General features: G+C 65.3%; 16 protein-coding genes and 1 pseudogene. 13 read left to right on the forward strand and 4 right to left on the reverse strand.

The window, feature by feature from the left end:
- Positions 1-3: 3 nt before the first annotated feature.
- Positions 4-672: a nucleotide exchange factor GrpE gene (gene grpE / locus M2432_RS04135; RefSeq protein WP_280825487.1), complete on the reverse strand. Its 669-nt coding sequence runs from the start codon at positions 670-672 to the stop codon at positions 4-6.
- Positions 669-2,522 carry a molecular chaperone DnaK gene (gene dnaK / locus M2432_RS04140; protein ID WP_280825488.1) on the reverse strand — a complete coding sequence of 618 codons (1,854 nt, stop codon included), beginning with the start codon at positions 2,520-2,522 and terminating at the stop codon, positions 669-671. Before dnaK ends, grpE begins: the two co-directional genes overlap by 4 nt.
- A 285-nt stretch (positions 2,523-2,807) precedes the next feature.
- On the opposite strand from dnaK, the gene M2432_RS04145 reads away from it, so the two are divergent.
- Positions 2,808-3,092, forward strand: a complete 285-nt coding sequence (locus M2432_RS04145) for a hypothetical protein (RefSeq protein WP_280825489.1) — start codon at positions 2,808-2,810, stop codon at positions 3,090-3,092.
- Between the two features lie 14 nt (positions 3,093-3,106).
- Here the strand turns inward: M2432_RS04145 and M2432_RS04150 are convergent.
- Positions 3,107-3,226, reverse strand: a pseudogene (locus M2432_RS04150) (2,3,4,5-tetrahydropyridine-2,6-dicarboxylate N-succinyltransferase); the annotation flags it as partial.
- Positions 3,227-3,450: 224 nt separating this feature from the next.
- Between M2432_RS04150 and M2432_RS04155 the strand changes: the two are divergent.
- Entirely contained in the window at positions 3,451-4,896 is a 1,446-nt protein-coding gene (locus tag M2432_RS04155; protein ID WP_280825490.1) for a glycosyltransferase, read from the forward strand.
- A 14-nt stretch (positions 4,897-4,910) separates the two neighbouring features.
- On the opposite strand, the gene M2432_RS04160 is transcribed toward M2432_RS04155, so the two are convergent.
- On the reverse strand, positions 4,911-5,603 hold the full coding sequence (locus tag M2432_RS04160) for a glycosyltransferase family A protein (RefSeq protein WP_280825491.1): 693 nt from the start codon (positions 5,601-5,603) through the stop codon (positions 4,911-4,913).
- 1,508 nt (positions 5,604-7,111) lie between these two features.
- Between M2432_RS04160 and M2432_RS04165 the strand changes: the two genes are divergently transcribed.
- The 11 genes from M2432_RS04165 (at position 7,112) to M2432_RS04215 (ending at position 17,137) form a co-directional block, all read left to right on the forward strand.
- A complete protein-coding gene (locus M2432_RS04165) occupies positions 7,112-8,770 on the forward strand; it encodes a phage tail sheath C-terminal domain-containing protein (RefSeq protein WP_280825492.1) in 1,659 nt (552 codons plus the stop codon).
- Between the two features lie 11 nt (positions 8,771-8,781).
- Complete coding sequence (locus M2432_RS04170) at positions 8,782-9,303, forward strand: phage tail protein (protein ID WP_280825493.1); 522 nt, start codon at positions 8,782-8,784, stop codon at positions 9,301-9,303.
- 3 nt (positions 9,304-9,306) lie between these two features.
- Positions 9,307-10,086, forward strand: coding sequence for a hypothetical protein (locus M2432_RS04175; protein WP_280825494.1), 780 nt, complete (start codon positions 9,307-9,309; stop codon positions 10,084-10,086).
- A gap of 374 nt (positions 10,087-10,460) precedes the next feature.
- The gene (locus M2432_RS04180; RefSeq protein WP_280825495.1) at positions 10,461-10,943 is read left to right on the forward strand and encodes a hypothetical protein; all 483 of its coding nucleotides are present in this window, start codon (positions 10,461-10,463) and stop codon (positions 10,941-10,943) included.
- A 12-nt stretch (positions 10,944-10,955) separates the two neighbouring features.
- Positions 10,956-12,143, forward strand: a complete 1,188-nt coding sequence (locus M2432_RS04185) for a DUF4255 domain-containing protein (protein WP_280825496.1) — start codon at positions 10,956-10,958, stop codon at positions 12,141-12,143.
- Positions 12,140-14,185, forward strand: coding sequence for an AAA family ATPase (locus M2432_RS04190; protein WP_280825497.1), 2,046 nt, complete (start codon positions 12,140-12,142; stop codon positions 14,183-14,185). The genes M2432_RS04185 and M2432_RS04190 overlap by 4 nt, the downstream gene beginning before the upstream one ends.
- The gene (locus tag M2432_RS04195; protein WP_280825498.1) at positions 14,182-14,460 is read left to right on the forward strand and encodes a hypothetical protein; all 279 of its coding nucleotides are present in this window, start codon (positions 14,182-14,184) and stop codon (positions 14,458-14,460) included. The genes M2432_RS04190 and M2432_RS04195 overlap by 4 nt, the downstream gene beginning before the upstream one ends.
- A 2-nt stretch (positions 14,461-14,462) precedes the next feature.
- Positions 14,463-15,185 (forward strand): hypothetical protein, encoded by a 723-nt coding sequence (locus M2432_RS04200; RefSeq protein WP_280825499.1) that lies wholly within the window; start codon positions 14,463-14,465, stop codon positions 15,183-15,185.
- 13 nt (positions 15,186-15,198) lie between these two features.
- A complete protein-coding gene (locus M2432_RS04205; protein ID WP_280825500.1) occupies positions 15,199-15,486 on the forward strand; it encodes a hypothetical protein in 288 nt (95 codons plus the stop codon).
- Positions 15,483-16,619, forward strand: coding sequence for a hypothetical protein (locus M2432_RS04210; protein WP_280825501.1), 1,137 nt, complete (start codon positions 15,483-15,485; stop codon positions 16,617-16,619). The genes M2432_RS04205 and M2432_RS04210 overlap by 4 nt, the downstream gene beginning before the upstream one ends.
- Positions 16,616-17,137 (forward strand): phage baseplate assembly protein V, encoded by a 522-nt coding sequence (locus M2432_RS04215; RefSeq protein ID WP_280825502.1) that lies wholly within the window; start codon positions 16,616-16,618, stop codon positions 17,135-17,137. The genes M2432_RS04210 and M2432_RS04215 overlap by 4 nt, the downstream gene beginning before the upstream one ends.
- Positions 17,138-17,197: the final 60 nt, after the last annotated feature.

Below are 17,197 nucleotides of genomic sequence, written 5' to 3' on the forward strand. Positions count from 1 at the left end.
TGGTTACTCGTTTGATTCTGGTTTCTGTTCAGTCGCGGTGTCGGCATTGGCGGGCGTGTCGGGCCCATCTGTTGCCTCATCCGGATGAACTCCGGTCGGTGTCGCATCGATGACCCCGACCAGCGCATGGCGCAGCACCTGCTCACCCAGCCGGTAGCCCTGGCGCATCACGGTTCCGAGCACCGGGTTGGTGCCGTCGCCTTCATGCTGAACTGCCTCGTGAATCGCCGGATCGAACTCGTCGCCTTCGGCGCCGAACGCACTCAGACCGACCGCGCCGAGCGCGGCAGCAAGCTTGTCCGCCACCGACTTCAGTGGTCCTGACTCCAGGTCACCATGGGCCCGGGCCCGATCAAGGTCATCGAGAACCGGCAACAGATGATGCGCGACAAGGGCTTTGGCCCGTTCGGCCGCGGCCTGCTCTTGACGCACCGCACGCTTGCGGTAGTTGTCGTACTCGGCCTTGACCCGCTGCAACGTCGACTTCAGTTCGGCCGCCTCGTCGGCCGCCTCGTCGGACGCAGCGGCAGCCGGGGCCTCCGGCGCCGACCCCTCAGGGGCCGACGCCGAAACGCCCTCACGCTTTTCGCCGGTTTCCGGATCGATGCGCCGCTTGTCGGTGATGGTCACCGGCTCCTGCGGTTCCTCGCCGCCGTTTTCCGGACGTGTCACTTGTGCTCCTGATCGTCCTCGACGACCTCGGCGTCCACCACGTTGTCGTCAGCAGTACCGGTAGCACCGGGAGCACCCGCGGCCTGCTCGGCCTGCGTGGCCTCGTAGATCGCCTGACCAAGGGCCTGGCTCTCAACGCCCAGCTTCTCCATCGCGGTCTTGATGGCAGCAATGTCCGTGCCCGCGAGCGCGGTCTTGGCCTCGGCGATGGCACCGTCGACCTTGGTCAGCGTCTCTTCGGGAACCTTGGAGCCACCCTCAGCTTCGCGCTGGTCCTTGACGAATTTCTCCGTCTGGTACACCAGCGACTCGGCCTGATTGCGGACGTCAGCCTCTTCGCGACGCTTCTTGTCCTCTTCGGCGTGCGCCTCGGCGTCCTTGATCATCCGGTCGATCTCCTCCTGGGACAGGCCGGAGCCTTCCTGGATCTTGATCGTGTTCTCCTTGCCTGTGCCCTTGTCCTTGGCGGTCACGTGCACGATGCCGTTGACGTCGATGTCGAAGGTGACCTCGATCTGCGGCACGCCGCGCGAGGCCGGCGGGATACCGGTCAGCTCGAAGGAGCCGAGCAGCTTGTTGTGCGCCGCAATCTCACGCTCACCCTGGAAGACCTGAATTTGCACCGACGGCTGGTTGTCGTCGGCCGTGGTGAAGGTCTCGGACCGCTTGGTGGGGATGGTGGTGTTGCGCTCGATCAGCTTGGTCATCACGCCACCCTTGGTCTCGATACCGAGGGACAGCGGGGTGACGTCAAGCAGCAGAACGTCTTTCACCTCACCCTTGAGCACACCGGCTTGCAGCGCGGCACCGACGGCCACGACCTCGTCCGGGTTGACACCCTTGTTGGGCTCCTTGCCACCGGTCAGTTCCTTGACCAACTCGGTCACCGCGGGCATCCGGGTGGAACCACCGACGAGCACGACGTGGTCGATGTCGGAGACCGAGATACCGGCGTCGGAGATGACCGACTTGAATGGCTGCCGGGTGCGGTCGAGCAGATCCTGGGTGATGCGCTGGAACTCGGCGCGGGTCAGCTGCTCGTCGAGGAACAGCGGGTTCTTGTCCGCGTCGACGGTGATGTACGGCAGGTTGATCGAGGTGCTCTGGCTGGAGCTGAGTTCGATCTTGGCCTTCTCGGCGGCTTCCCGCAGCCGCTGCATGGCCATCTTGTCCTTCGTCAGGTCAATGCCGCTGGTGCCCTTGAACTTGTCGACCAGCCACTGCACGACCCGCTCGTCCCAGTCGTCGCCACCGAGGTGGTTGTCACCGGAGGTGGCCTTGACCTCGACGACGCCCTCACCGATTTCCAGCAGCGAGACGTCGAAGGTGCCGCCACCGAGGTCGAAGACCAGGATGGTCTGTTCCCTCTCGCCCTTGTCCAGACCGTAGGCCAGCGCAGCTGCGGTCGGCTCGTTGACGATACGCAGCACGTTCAGACCGGCGATCTGGCCGGCTTCCTTGGTGGCCTGACGCTGGGCGTCATTGAAGTACGCAGGGACCGTGATCACGGCGTCGGTGATGTCCTCACCGAGGTATGCCTCAGCGTCGCGCTTCAGCTTCTGTAGAACACGAGCGCTGATCTCCTGCGCGGTGTAGTGCTTGCCGTCGATGTCCACCGACCAGTCGGAGCCGATGTGGCGCTTGACCGAACGGATGGTCCGGTCGACATTGGTCACCGCCTGATTCTTGGCGGGCTGACCGACCAGCACCTCGCCGTTGCGGGCAAACGCGACGACCGACGGGGTGGTGCGGGAGCCCTCGGAGTTGGCGACGACGACAGGGTCGCCACCCTCCAGAACCGCGACGCAAGAGTTGGTGGTCCCGAGGTCGATACCGACCGCACGAGCCATAGTGATGCCTCCTGAATAGACATGGTTAAGTGATCTGAGCGAACTGCGCTCAAGCTTGCTCTCCGCGGCGGCTGCCTGTCAAGCGATACTTGAGTCTGGTCCACTCAACTTGGTGTCGATGCGTTCAACGGGGGTTGTGCCGGATTTGTTCCCGGGGCCACAATCGCCAGGCCGCTGCAGGTCCGACTGGCCTCGCCACACCTCAATTCGGCGATTTCACTTCCGTGAACGGCGCCCGGGCACAACAATTTCAGCAGGCCGGGCCCAACAGGAAAGAGGTTGGAAATGAAGAAATCTGCAGCAGCATTCCTGGTCTTCCTAGCCACCGCGGCAGCGCCGGTGGCCATCTCCCCGGCCGCCCATGCAGACGTGTGTGGCGACATGGGTGGACGGCACGTCAGCGTCGGCGGCTGCACGGACATCGCCCGTGACGCCGCAGTCGGCGCCGCGGCCGCCGGGATCGCAACCGCCGAGCCGATGGACGCCGAAGCGCAGGCTGCGGCCGGCCGACCACCGTGCTACACCCCGGCCGGAGTGCCTTACTACACACCGGGTGACCTGCCCTGCTAGAGCTCCTCGCTGGCTGGTTCGATGAGCAGGTGTGACAGCAGGCGCAGGTGGGCGTCGTGCGCGTCGACGGGCTTGTCATCCAACGAGGCGATGATGGTGTGCGCGATCTCGGTGCGCACACCGCGGTCGTCGTCGTGGCGGCGAGCGCCCCGGATCGGTTGACAGGGGACAGGGCCTTAGCAGCGCCCCCGGGTGACGGCATGGTGACGCCACCAACACGTCCCTAGCCGACCCTTGATCACATGGGCCCTCTACGCCCCAACCCGGAACTAGTCATCGCTGACGTTGGCGCCGGCGCGGGTTCCGTAGCGGATACGCTGCCAGCCGATTCGCGGATCCACGACGACCGGCACACATCATGAGGGTCCAGATCGACGGTGTCGACTACGTGCGCGGCGACATACCTGCAACCGGCGTGGATGTGGCAATCGCGATTACCACCCGTAATCGACATCAAGTCCTGGCTCAAACGCTTAAGCAGATCGAACTGGTAACACCACCCACGCTGCCCGTGTTCATAGTGGACGACGCGAGCGATCCACCGGTCGCCAACGAGACGCCCTACCGGGACAGGCACGACTGGTTCAGGTTCGAGGAGAACGTCGGCATACCACGAGCCAAGAACAAATGCATCGAACTGTGCATGCAGACGACGGCCAACCACTTCTTCCTGCTGGATGACGACTGCTACCCGATTATTGAAAACTGGTGGGCGCCATATGTTTGCGGCGACGAACAGCATTACAGCTACATCTTCACGCATTGGGAGACGGGCGGACCCGTCGGCGACTGCAATGAGATCTACCACGACGGCCGCATGCGCGCATTCAGTCACTCCCGCGGCTGCGCGATGTATCTGACTCGAGCCGTGGTGGAGAAGGTCGGCGGATTTGACCCGGTCTTCGGGCTCGGCATGGAGGAGCATCTGGAGTACAGCCGCCGCATCAACAACGCCGGCCTCACCACGTTCGCCTTTCAGGATGTCGTTGGCAGTGAGCGCATTTGGTACTCGATCGACCGCGCCCGGACAGGGACCGGGACCATTCCCCTAAGCACCCGCGCGCAGCTGCTGAAATGCAATCGTCCACTAGCCGAGGCACGCAAAGACAGTGCTTCCTACATCGAATACCGAGATCGACCGAATATTGTTGTAACACAGCTTCTTACCGCTACCACCGACCCCCAACGCGGTGTCAGGCTGACAGTCAATTCCCAACTCGTCCGCCGCTGGGCGGAGTCCATCGCAGGCGGCGACCCCGTGGTTCTGGTAGATGAGATGCCGCCTGACATCGCCCCTGGTGACCGGACACTTGAGTTTGTACTCACCGAAAAAGGCTGGAAAAACCCGTATTTCCAGCGGTGGCTGGTGTCCCTGCGGTACCTGCGCGAACATCCGGCGAACTGGGTATGGCTGACCGACGGCACGGACGTCGAGATGCTGCGGCAGCCGTGGGACGAGATGACGCCAGGCGTGCTGTATGCCGGATACGAACCCGACTCGATCGCCAACCCCTGGCTGGCACAACACCATCCCTATTACGCCAACTGGATTGCCACCCAACGCAATCTACAGCTGCTCAACTGCGGCGTCATCGGGGGCGACTACGCGACCGTCCTGGAGTTCCTCCAAGACATGGTCCGCGAACTATCCCGCGCGTACGACCAGGTCGACTACGAGATGGGAAGTTTCAATTACCTTCTTTACCAACCGAAATGGATTGACCGTCTCCGCACGGGACCGACGGTGGTGACCCTGTTCAGGGCCAACGAGCGCAGCGGCCGCTCGTGGTGGAAGCACAAATGAGAATGCCAGCGCGGCTAGAGCGACTGCGCGGCCCAGACCTCCCAGTCTGATCCCACCAACGCGGCAACCTCCTGCACCGGTGTCGGATGCCACCAGGCGTCGTTTATATCTTTGCGACAGGTGTTACTCGTGTGCACCCGTGCCACGTAGAACGACGAGTCCTCAAGCACTCCAACATTTTTGGGTTGGCCCTGCCAAAGGTAACTGTTGTCCTCCGCGAAGCTGGTGTCTGCGAACGGTGCCTGCTCCCAGAGTTGGCGCCGGTAGCAGAACGTGCCACCGGCAACCCACGGGCGCCGGCCACACGGGTATTCGTAGCGCCACGCGCGGCCGGCCGCCGGATCGCAGAAGTAGAGGGCCCTCAATCCGGAGATGTCGACGTCCTGGCTTTTGAACATGTCGACCTGATACTCAAGGCGCCACGGCGCTGACCAATCGTCGTCGTCCCAGTGCACGATCAACTCGCCGTTCGACTGCTCGCACGCGATGTTGCGCTTGTCGCCGATCGTGTGGCGGTCGGGAAGTCGCATGTAACGGATCCGCGAATCGGTCGGCACCAGATCGGCCACGCAATCCGCGCCGTCGTCGACGATAACGAGTTCGCGGTTGGCATAGCCCTGATTCAGGAAATAGCGGATGGCCCGAACCACAAAGCGCCGCCGGTCATATGTCGGCATGATGCACGACACCAGCGGCTGAGAATCCATCAGACAAGCCTGGGCCGGAGGCGTGAATGCGACGTCACCGCACCGTCACTGCCTCCGACCACACTGCGCCGTGACGCCACGGTGATGTTCTGGATGTATACCCAAGCTGTGACACACATGCCCGTGTCAGCGAAACGAGCAGCACTCCCAGCCCGAAACGCATATGCAGGGCCCGCATGGCCGCCGTCCGTGACACAGGTCTCGCGCGGGCGACGCACCATGGCTGCGGCCCGGCCCTCGCAGTTACCCGTTCGAGGGCCACAAAGACAGTGCGACAGGGACGGACCAGACCAGAATCTTTGCGTCGCGCCGCGCAGCCAGGCCAACACCATGGAGGGCGACGAACCAGAAGACGGGGCAGTCAGCCAAACTAGCCGGGTTGGTGCGGACCCAGTCGGCACGGCGATGAGCGACCTACACCAGGACCATGACTGCAACGTGCGGCAACCTGCACCCGCACCGACTCCAGCACCTGCTCCCTCTGCCTTAGACGCCATTGTTGGAGATTCGGTTGTCTCGTGGAATCTGGTGAAGGCCTGGAACGAATCGAACCCCAACGCTCGCGAGGTTCATCGGGGCCAGCCGGGGAGCACCAAGCACGAGCAGGGCGGGTGGATTCTCGTAGACCCGACTACCGGAAAACGCTCAGTCAAGCGGGTTCCGCGTGGTTCGAGAGACGGGCTAGGTCCAATCGTCGGCACCAGGCCGACAGACTCGGCCACCCAGCGCGTTGTTGCGTGGTTCCATACCCATCCGAATACCGACGCTGAGGGGTACGGCAGCGGACCGAGTCCCGCAGATATTGCATGGCAGAATGCCGAAGCCAAAGTGCCGGGGATTATCCTGACCCACGACGGTACTAAGTTCATTCCTTTCCCGTAAAGCAACGTGCTGACTGAAGGACCCATGAACACAACTTCTTCTAGGTCGTCAGGCGATTCCGACTGGGACGCAATTACACACGTAGCGACGGAGTATCTGCAAAAAGAAAAAGCATGGCAGCCGAGCGACTTTCGACTAGAAGACCACGGCGTGACCTCTGACGGCCGATTCGCCGTGGTGTACGCCATACATGCAGATGACGAAAGAAATCCTGTTCCAGGTGGCGGCCGGTCGCTCGAACTGCACATTGACCGCGCCACGCGGACGTTAATCCGTGAGTATGGCTTTCAGTAGTTAGGGAGCCGGGATCTCGCTTGCCGGCCATAACGATGGAATCAAAGCCACATCGGCGGGACTGCCGGCGGGACGATTTCGGGATCCGCAGTGGGCCTTGACCGTTGGTGACGCATTCTGGCGCGTGGTGTTCTGTCGGGTCCAGAGCGCCCGTCCACCGCAGTGACGTGCGGCAAACTCCATGTGCGACCTCGGACGTGAAAACTCCGGTGACGCCGCTGTGACGGTCGCTCAACGGCTCCCACACGGGAGAGTGACAGCCACCTCATAGCTTGGGCTTCCTACGGCCCGTTTCGGGCCGGCAGCTCAGGTAGGCCCAACGAGGAGGCCAAATGCCAATCACACCAACCTATCCGGGTGTGTACATCCAAGAGCTGCCGAGCAGCTCGCACACGATCACCCCGGCGCCGACGTCCATCGCCGCCTTCGTCGGCTATACGCACCCGCTCAAGACGGGACTGCCGTGGACCGCACCGCTGAGCCAGCAGTCCAGCGGCGATCCGCATACCGCTCCGGCAATCCAGCTGTTCAGCTTCGCCGACTACCAGGCGAACTTCGGCGGGTTCTTCGACAGCCCCTGGCTGCCTGACTACGTCGGCAACGCGGTTTACCAGTTCTTCCTCAACGGCGGATCGACCTGCTACGTCGTCGGGCTGACCGACCCGGGCTACGAGGCCGCGACAGCGACCATCGCAAGTACCCCGCCGATCACGCTGACCGCTCTGCAACCGGTCGGGACAGCTTCCGCCGGTACGCCGATGTCTCTGGACATCAGCAACGTATCAGCGGACGGCTCCACCGCCGACCTCGTCATCAGTTACGGAACAATGGTGGAGACCTACCGCAAGGTGCCCATCGACAACCTGTCGACGGCGCCAGCGACGGCATCGAAACCCGCTGGTGCGCTTGCAGGATCGGGTCTGGTGACGATCCAGCCTCTCGTGGCTTCGTCGCCGCCGAGCTCGCCGAAGTACCCGACGGCCGGCTCGCCACCAGCGGCGGTGTCACCAATCCCGTTCAAGTACCCGGCGAGCCTCCCTGCGCAGTACAGCTTGACCAGTCCGACGTCGATCCTCAACACCGCCACAGCGCTGCAGGACATCGGTGCGGTGTTCACCGACAGCTATCCCCTGGACAAGGTGTCCATCTTCAATCTGCTTGTGATTCCCGGTATTACCGATCCGGGAGTCCTCGCTGAAGGGGTGGCCTACTCCGAGCGCAAACGCGCGTTCTACATCATGGACTCGCCGCCCAACTGGGATGTCGATACGCCGTCGACGGGCGGATCGGCCAATTCGCCAGTGGATGGTCTGAGCGTGGTGCCGGTGCCGACCAGCACCAATGCCGCTATCTACTACCCGTGGCTGGTCACCACCGATCCGGTCACCGGTGCGAAAACCGACTCTCCCCCAAGCGGTTTCGTCGCCGGTATCTACGCGACGGAGGACGCATCGTACGGCGTCTGGAAGTCCCCGGCCGGACTGGAGACCACACTGAACGGCACGCTGGGCGTCGTCCCCACCGGTGTAATGACCGACAACCAGCAAGGCGTCCTCAACGGGCACGCGATCAACTGTCTGCGGGTGTTTCCACCGCTGACGCCCGTCGTGTACGGGGCGCGAACCCTGGCCCACAACAACCCGGCGCAGCGCGACCAGTGGGGCTACATCGCGGTGCGGCGGATGGCGCTGTTCCTGGAACAGTCGCTGTACAACAACCTCACCTGGGCAGTGTTCCAGCCCAACGACACCCCGCTGTGGCACGCCATCACCCAGGAAGTCAGCGCTTTCATGCTCAGTCTGTTCCGGCAGGGAGCGTTCGCCGGAACCAAACCGAGTGAGGCATTCCTGGTGGTGTGCGACAACACGACCACCACCCAGAGCGACATCGACAACGGCATCGTCAATGTCCTCGTCGGCTTCGCCCCGCTCAAACCCGCGGAGTTCGTCGTCGTGCAGATCGCGCAGCTCGCCGGACAGACCAGCAGCTAAGGAGAATCTCAATGACCGCGCCGTCAAAACCTGTGTTCCCCGCCAACATCAGCCGATACGACCCCTACAAGACCTACCGCTTCCTGGTCTTCTTCGGAACCAGCACCATCCCGGTGGCCGCGATGTCGAAAGTGACTGGCCTGAAACGATCTTCGGACGTCATCGACTACAAGGAGGCGGGCAACGCAGTCATCCTCAAGGGCCTGGGCCGGACCAAGTACGAGCCCGTGACCCTGGAGCGGGGCGTCACCCAGGACCACGACTTCGAGACGTGGGCCAACGCCGCGCAGGTTCTGGACCACGGCGCGGCCTCCACGTCCCTGGCCAACCTACGCCGCGAAGTGACGATCACGCTCCTCAACGAAGAAGCACAACCAGTACTTCGGTGGGTTCTGCACCGCTGCTGGGTGTCGGAATACCAGGCGATCTCGGACCTGGACGCCGGCGCCAACGCCGTGGCGATCGAGCACATCAAGCTTGAGAACGAAGGCTGGGAGCGCGACCTCACCCTGACCGAACCCACCCAGAAGTAATCCATGCTGGCGCATGGCCCGGCGATCGAAGTGCGGGAACCGACCGGGCTGGATGAGCTGTTTCTGCTCGAGACCCGACTCCCGCCGGCCGCTGCGATGGCTGCCCTCGCCGACCGGGTGGCGACCTTCGATAGCCGCCCACCCGATTGGCAGGAGATAGCGGCGACCCAGCTCGGGGCCCTCGCACTGGCCATCCGGCGCGCCTGGATCGGCGACCGGGTGCTCAGTGAAGGACGCTGCCCCGACCCGGAATGCGGCGAGCGGGTTGACGTCAGCTTCAGCGCGCAGACCTACCTCGCACACCACCAACCGAGCCGGCCGCGCAATGTCCGCGCCGAGGACGACGGCTGGTTCCGATTTGCCAACTCGCCGGTACGTTTTCGCGTTCCCACCGTCGCCGACCTGTTGGCCGCTGAGGCCGGAACAGAACCGGCGACCGCGTTGGCGTCCCGCTGTCTGGACCCGGCCCGGCTACCGGCACGGACCGCCCGGGCCGTCGACCGGGCACTGGCCACCCTGGCCCCCAGCCTGCAAAGCCTCATCGGCGGGCAGTGCCCGGCGTGCGGCGCGGACGTCGCGATGCGCTTCGACCCGCTGGCCTACACCGTGTTGGAGCTCAAGGACAGCTTCGCCGGCATCTTCCGCGAGACGCATGCGCTGGCCTCCGCGTACGGCTGGTTGGAGGAGACCATCCTGGCCCAGCCGCGCAGCCGCCGTCGCCGATATGCCGAGTTGGTTTACGAGAGCCGCAGTGCCGCCTCGCAAGGGAGGGCAGCGTGGTGAGGGCGACGAAGCCAGCGATACCGGTCTACCTGTCCCAGCTGGCCGGGGCCGCGACGCACCGCGGGCCGCAACTCCATCCGGTACGCCCGTTGTTCGGGCCGACCGTAGCTGAGTTTGGCGAAACGCCCGATGCACCCGCGTGGTCGAATCCGATATCTGTTGTTGCCCAACCAGATTCGGCCCCCAGCGCGCCGGTCGCCAAGACCCCGCAGAGCCTGCCGCCCGAACCATTCCGTTCGTCGTTCCCCGCCATGCCCGCCGCCAAAGTTGTTGATATTCCTGCAGCACAGCCTTTTTCACAGAGTCAAACACCAGTGCCGCCGGCCACTCCCGCCCCGGGCTTCGATGACGTACCCCCGACTAGGACAGCACCCGTGAGCCCCGCTCCCGCGATCCCGATGCCCACCCCGCCACTGGCATCGGCCCCGCGCGCCGTAGCTCCGTACACCCCAGACCTGACGCCGCACACCCGCCCGGTGGCACTGACTGACCCCACACTGTCACCGCCCGTGTCGCCGGCCGCGCCGCAGCCCGACATGCGCCCACCGACACCCACCGGCGAGCAACACGAATTAGTTTCATTCACAACACGATTCACCGAGCCGCGGACCGTGGCACCCGAACTGGTGCCCGTGCGACGGGAGCCGCCACGTCCCTGCGTCACGCCTGCTCCTCCTGTCGCTCAGGTCAGCATCGGCACCATCGAGGTCGTCGTCACTCCGCCGCAGCCCGTGCAATCCCCGGCACCGACCGTGCACCAGCCAGTGCGTCCGATGGCGCCCACCCTGCCCGGGCGCGCCGGCACCGACGTCGCCCGGCGCCAGGCCCGGCGCTGGTACGGCGCAGGCCAGAGCTGAGCGGGGTGGGGCATGACCTTCGATCTCTCGGCAATCACCGACAAAATGATCCAGCTGGTAAAGGACTCCTGGGCCAGCTCACCGCTGTGGGCAGAACTGGAAGCCAGCAGCCCGCCGGGGCCGCCGACACCGACCTTCACCCCGAACATCAGCGGGCTGGCGCCTGACGTGCTGGAGACCGAAGCCGGGCCGCAGCTGAGCCTGTTTCTGTATCACGTGGAAGCCAATAACGCTGTGGAGTCACTGTTCTGGGCGCCGCAGAGCGCAGCCGGGACAGGCCAACCGGTGCGGTTCATTCCGTTCGCGCTGAACCTCTACTACCTGATGTCGGCGTTCTCGGAAGACAACTACCACCAGGAACAGCAGGCAATGAGCGTGGCGCTGCGGCTATTCCACGCCAACCCCGTCGTGCGGGACACGACCGCCTCGCCGCCCTGGGAGCTGACGCTCACCATGGAGCACCGCTCGTACGACGAGATGAGCCAACTGTGGCAGGCCACCACCGCCCCCTTGCGGATGTCAGTGGTCTACCGGGCCGCGGTAGTCTTCCTCGATCCGGACACCATGCCGACAGCGGCCGCCGAGAACAAGTCCATCAACGTGATCGTCGAACGGAGCAGTGGCGGTCTGTCTGCCGACACAGAACTGTTCGGGACCTTCCGTCGGTCCAGCTACGTATCACCAAGCGGGACAGTCCCGTTCACACAGGCACCGGCGACGGTGGCACCCGGGCAACAGGTCTGGCTGATGGGCGAGAACCTTGCCGGCGCATCGATCGGACTGGTCCCCGAAGGCGGCGTCAGCACCGACATCTCCAGCTGGCTGGTGGCCGCCGATTCCACCCCGACCCGGGTGGTGCTGAAGGTACCCACCGGTGCCGGGGCACCGGCGACGGGCCGGTACCAGGTGCAAATCGGGGCGAACTCGGTACCGCTCAGCGTCGCCGCCTTCGTCAACCCGACGGGCGGGCCCGTGCTGCCGCACGCGGCCTCGGTCAATATCGCCGGCGCCGGCTTCGTGGACGGTGCGACGGACGTGGTGGTCGGCGCAAACATGTTGCCCGCCAACCAGATTGTCGTCGGCGCCGGCGGGACGTCACTGAGCTTCCCCACCCCGGCCGGCACCTCCGGGGATGTAGTGCCGGTCGTCGTACGGGTGCGTGGCGTCGAATCCGATCCGGCCTTGTGGGTGACGCTATGAGCTGCGCTGCCATGGCTGATACCGGCCGACTCGACGCAAAGTTTGAGCCGGCCTGGCTCGCCGAGATCCGCCTGCGGGCAGCGCGCCGGGTGCGCTGGCTACGGCATCTGTGGTCCAGCCACCGCTACGAGGGTGAGCACGTTCTGGCCATCAGCCACAGCGAGGTCGACCGGGCACTGCTGCCGTGGGATGAACTGCGCTCCGCCGAATGCGATTACTACCGCGAGGACGAGCCGTCCGCCGCTCTGTCCGAAGCCATCGACGCCCTGACTACAGCCCCGCCCGACCCGCGCTGGGACCACCTCACCAACGCCCTCGACCTGACCCCACCCGAAGCCCACCTGGCCTCGCTATGCCTGACCGCCGCACTTGACCCGGCGCTGTGCCGAGTCTTCGGGTATCTGCTTGATTTGCAGGAACCTTCAGGGCCGACACCCGGTTTGGTGGCGCAACTGTTCGAGCAGTCACCGTTCTGGTGCCCCGGCCCGGATTCTGCGCTGGTGCGCTGGCAGATCGCCCGCCCGTTGAGCGACGGCCGCGACCCGTACACGACGTCCACCAACTGGGAAGCCGACGCCCTGCTGCTGCCCGGGCTGATGGCACTGCCCTCGGCAGGATGGGAAAGCGGTACTACCGGCACCCGCGTCGCCGCGCCCCGCCCGCCGCTGCTGCGTCCCGAGGTCGTCGACGCCATCACGGACTTCGTCACGTCCCTCGCGGGCCTGCCCATCGAAATCGAGCTCGTCGGCCCGGCTGGATCAGGACACACGTCCCTGGCCGCGGCGACCGCAGCCCGATTCGGCTTGGGCCTGATCAGCGTCGACGCCCGGTCGCTCGCCGAAGCGCCTGATCCGCGGGTCGCTGCAGTCCGGGAGGTTCGTCGCGCCCTTCTGGAGGACTGCGCGGTGGAGTGGCAGCGTGCCGAAACCCTGCCTGCGGCAGCCTGGTCCGCCGTACCGCTGAACCCGCTCACCTTCCTGGCCGCCGAGGAACCGCTGCCGACGCGCACGACTGCAATCCGGAGATCGTTTGCGCTACAACCGATCACGCGCGCAGAACGGGTCCAACTGTGGTCGTCGCTGTCCGATGAACCGGCGCCGGTGCCCGTCACCGAATGGGCGCTGCGTCCCGCGGAGGTTGCGGTGGCCAGCCAGGTTACGCCGGCCGGTGAGACCGCGGTGACCGACGTGTGCCGCCGATTGCTGCTCGCCGGAACACCGGAGCTGCTCACGCACATGCCGCTGCCGCACACCTGGGACGACCTCGTGGTCTCGTACCGCACCTACCAACACCTGCAAGAGGTCGACGCCCAGGCCCGCAACCGCAGCGAGGTGCTCGACGAGTGGGGACTGCGGCGGCTGACCTCGATGGGTTCCGGCCTCACCACGCTGTTCGCCGGGCCCAGCGGCACCGGCAAGACCATGGCCGCCCAGGTGCTGGCCCGATCGCTGGGCCTGGATCTGTACCGCGTCGACCTGGCGGGGATGGTCAGCAAGTACATCGGCGAGACCGAAAAGCACCTCAAGGTGGTGTTCGACGCCTGCGAACGCGCACCCGTCCTGCTGCTGTTCGACGAGGCCGACGCCCTGTTCGGCAAGCGCACCGAGGTCAAGGACGCCCACGACCGGTACGCGAACATCGAGGTGGACTACATCCTGCAGCGCATGGAGGCATTTGACGGCGTGGCCGTGCTGTCCACCAACCGCAAGGGCGACCTGGACTCGGCGTTCGTCCGGCGCATCGCCTTCATCGTCGACTTCGCCGCACCCAATGTCGACGAGCGAGAGCGGTTGTGGCGATTAGCCTTTGCCGGTGCTTCGCACCCGTCCGGAGCCGAGCTACTGGGCTCCCTCGACTGGCGGGGACTGGCCCAGGAATTCGACCTGACCGGCGCGGGCATCAAGTCGGCCGCACTGGCCGCCGCGTTCCTGGCCCGCACCGACGGGACCCCGATCGAGATGCGGCACGTACTGGCCGCCACCCGTCGCGAACTCGAAAAGCAAGGCGAGATCATGCGACCCGGTCGGAGGTCAGCGTCATGAACCAGCCCGCCACCCCGACTGGCGCAGCCTCGCACCTGACCATCGACCGACTTCGGTTGCGCGCCAACGGGCTTGATGAAGGCGCCGCCCGACGCCTGGCCACCCTGGTAGGTGAGGGGTTGGCGCCGTCGCTGCAGCTGCCCACCGCAACCGCAGCTATCGACACCCTGCGGATCGAGCTGGCATCCAAGCCAGGCGAGAACCCGGAAGCGTTGTCCCAACGCATCATTGACGCACTCAGCCGAGCCCTCAACGGCGGGGAGGTGGCACTTTGAACGTGCTGCTCAAGGGAGCGCTGGTCTCATTCAATCCGTCGTTCCTGATACCACTTCCGAATATCATTGTCTTCCAGTACAACCCGGAGACAATGACCCACGCCTGGACCCAGCCGGAGGCGGCCGGCGGGTCGTCGTCATCGTCCGACGCCAGCACCACCAACAACCCGATGGCAGTCAAAGGGATGCCGGGCGAGTCGTTCTCGTTCACCATTGCCGTCGACGCCAACGACGAAATCGCCGACGGCAGTGCGCCCACTGCGGCCATCGCTGAAGTCAGCGGTGTGTACAGCCGACTGGCGGCGATCGAGATGCTGCTGTACCCGACGATGCCCGGCGGCGGCGGACTGCTGGGTGCGGTGTCCGCGGCAGCCGCCAGCCTGACCAGCGGTACGTCATCCGGGCCGACCACCCAGGTGCCGGCCTCGACCATGCCGATCGTGCTGTTCATCTGGGGCCCCGGACGGATCGTCCCCGTCCGGGTCACCGGCCTGACCATCACCGAAAAGCTCTACAACGGCACACTCAGCCCCACCCACGCCGAAGCGCAACTATCGCTGCGGGTGCTGACCCCGACCGAGCTGGCCTGGGCCGGCAAGGACGAAGACCCGCTGGCGACGCTGGCCAGCGTTGCCTACACCTACACCCAAGGCCTGCGCGAAGCCCTGGCCTTGGCGAACTTGGCCAACGCCGCCGAATCGATCATCGGGATGATCCCCCACTAACGCCAGGAGAGCCATGTTTACCGCCGACAGCCGCTACACCAATGCGGCCACCTACACCGTCACCCTGCCGAGTGGCCGGGTGACGGCCGCGGTCAAGATCCCGGCGCCCCGCACCGCGCCCGTGGTCGGTTACTACCCGCGCCCCGACAGCGAGCGCCTCGACTTGGTTGCGACGCGATTCCTCAACGCCCCCACCGGTTTCTGGCAACTGTGCGACGCCAACAACGTCCCGCTGGCCGGGGCCCTGGGCGCCCGCACCCTGATCGGCATCCCCGCCAACGCACCGGGGGTGACGACATGACGGTCACTGTCCAACTGGCATTCAACGGCGTGCCCGTACCGCAGCCGTTCTACTCCGCGATCGAAACCCTGGAGGTCGAGGAAAGCTGCGACGGGCCGGACCTGCTGGTGCTGCGGGTGCCGGTCAACCGCACCTCCGCCGGCGACCTGCAGTACGTCGGCGACGGCACCTTCGAGCCGTACACCGGCATCACCATGACCGCCACCCAATCGGACCAGAGCACACAGTGCGTGTTCGACGGCTATGTGCTGTCCTGGCAGCTACACCTGGACCGGACGACGTCGTCGTCGAAGCTCGATGTCGCCGCGCAGGACGCCTCCTGGCTGATGAACATCGACGACACCGGCAAGGAATGGCCCGGCCTGACCGACGGCCAGGTGGCCAACGCGATCTTCGAGACCTACGGCTTCACCACCGCCGACGCCAACACCGACGACGACTCCCCACCCCATGATCCGGACGGCCACAGTTTGTTCCAGCGAGGGACCGATCTGCAGTTCCTACAGGGCCTGGCCCGCCGGGCCGGCAAAATCTGCCGCGTCGCGTGCACCGACAAGCCTGGAGAACGCACCGGCTACTTCATTCGCCCGTCGGTCGACGGGGACCCGACCGCCACCATTTCCCTCGTCGACCCTGACAAGTGGACTGTCGAGAAGCTGGACTTCGACTGGGATGTCATGCGCCCCAGTCAGATTGCGGCCAGCCAGGTCGACCTGACCCAGGCTTCCGACGAAGGCACCAAGACCGACACCGACACCAGCGGACTGACCACCCTGGCCGACCGCGACCTGTCCACCTACAGCGGCCGCTCGTCGACCCTGATGCTCACCACGCCAGGTGACGTCACCGAACTGGCCCAGCGCACCGGAGCCGTCCTGACCGAGTCCGGCTTCTTCACCCGCTGCACCGGCGAAGCCGACGCCGACCGACTCGGTGCAGTACTGCGCGCAGGCGACGTGGTCACCATCGAGGGCGCCGGGGCCATCCACTCCGGCAACTGGCTGGTGTGGACGGTGCGGCACAAGTTCGGCCTCAACTCCTTCAAGATGCAATTCACCTTGGTACGCAACGGAGTTGGCGCAGCACCTGCAGCGGCCGGCGGCCTCGCTTCGGCGATCGGCGGTGCACTGTGACGGCCGTCGACGATCGCGCGCTCGAGGACCTGCTCGAGCGGCTCCGCGGCAGGTTCTACGGCAAGTACCGCGGGATCGTCGTCGATGTCGACCCGACGACCTGCCGCATCAAGGCCACGGTCCCCGCAGTCCTTGGCATCGCCGTGACCGGCTGGTGCCTGCCATGTGTGCCGTACGCCGGCCCGAAGGTGGGCATCGCATTTCTGCCTGAGATTGGCAGCGGAGTGTGGATCGAATTCGAGGGCGGCGACGTGTCCTACCCAATCTGGGTGGGTGGCTACTGGCGCGACGGCGAGGTGCCCGCCGATGTCGGAGCCGCGGTCAAGGTGATCGCCACCGCGGGGCCCACCGAGCTGAAGTTCGACGACAACGCCGGCTCGCTGACCATCACCGACCCCAACGGCAACACCGTGACGATGGACGGATCGGGCATCACTCTGAGCCGAGGCGGCTGCACCGTGGTGGTCAGCGACTCCAGCGTTTCGGTCAACGGCTCGGCACTGGAGGTGCAGGCATGAGCGACGCTTGCGGAGCGAATCAACGGCAGGCATGCGGCCCCCGAACCCGCGAGGGTGTCG

The organism is Mycobacterium sp. OTB74 (genome assembly GCF_029892685.1).
Lineage (GTDB): Bacteria > Actinomycetota > Actinomycetes > Mycobacteriales > Mycobacteriaceae > Mycobacterium.

Coding starts and splice junctions, on each gene's coding strand:
- M2432_RS04165 (WP_280825492.1), top strand. CDS start 7,112: ATGCCAATCACACCAACCTATCCGGGTGTGTACATCCAAGAGCTGCCG.
- M2432_RS04175 (WP_280825494.1), top strand. CDS start 9,307: ATGCTGGCGCATGGCCCGGCGATCGAAGTGCGGGAACCGACCGGGCTG.
- dnaK (WP_280825488.1), bottom strand. CDS start 2,522: ATGGCTCGTGCGGTCGGTATCGACCTCGGGACCACCAACTCTTGCGTC.
- M2432_RS04195 (WP_280825498.1), top strand. CDS start 14,182: ATGAACCAGCCCGCCACCCCGACTGGCGCAGCCTCGCACCTGACCATC.
- M2432_RS04185 (WP_280825496.1), top strand. CDS start 10,956: ATGACCTTCGATCTCTCGGCAATCACCGACAAAATGATCCAGCTGGTA.
- M2432_RS04210 (WP_280825501.1), top strand. CDS start 15,483: ATGACGGTCACTGTCCAACTGGCATTCAACGGCGTGCCCGTACCGCAG.
- M2432_RS04170 (WP_280825493.1), top strand. CDS start 8,782: ATGACCGCGCCGTCAAAACCTGTGTTCCCCGCCAACATCAGCCGATAC.
- M2432_RS04190 (WP_280825497.1), top strand. CDS start 12,140: ATGAGCTGCGCTGCCATGGCTGATACCGGCCGACTCGACGCAAAGTTT.
- M2432_RS04155 (WP_280825490.1), top strand. CDS start 3,451: ATGAGGGTCCAGATCGACGGTGTCGACTACGTGCGCGGCGACATACCT.
- M2432_RS04160 (WP_280825491.1), bottom strand. CDS start 5,603: ATGGATTCTCAGCCGCTGGTGTCGTGCATCATGCCGACATATGACCGG.
- M2432_RS04145 (WP_280825489.1), top strand. CDS start 2,808: ATGAAGAAATCTGCAGCAGCATTCCTGGTCTTCCTAGCCACCGCGGCA.
- M2432_RS04205 (WP_280825500.1), top strand. CDS start 15,199: ATGTTTACCGCCGACAGCCGCTACACCAATGCGGCCACCTACACCGTC.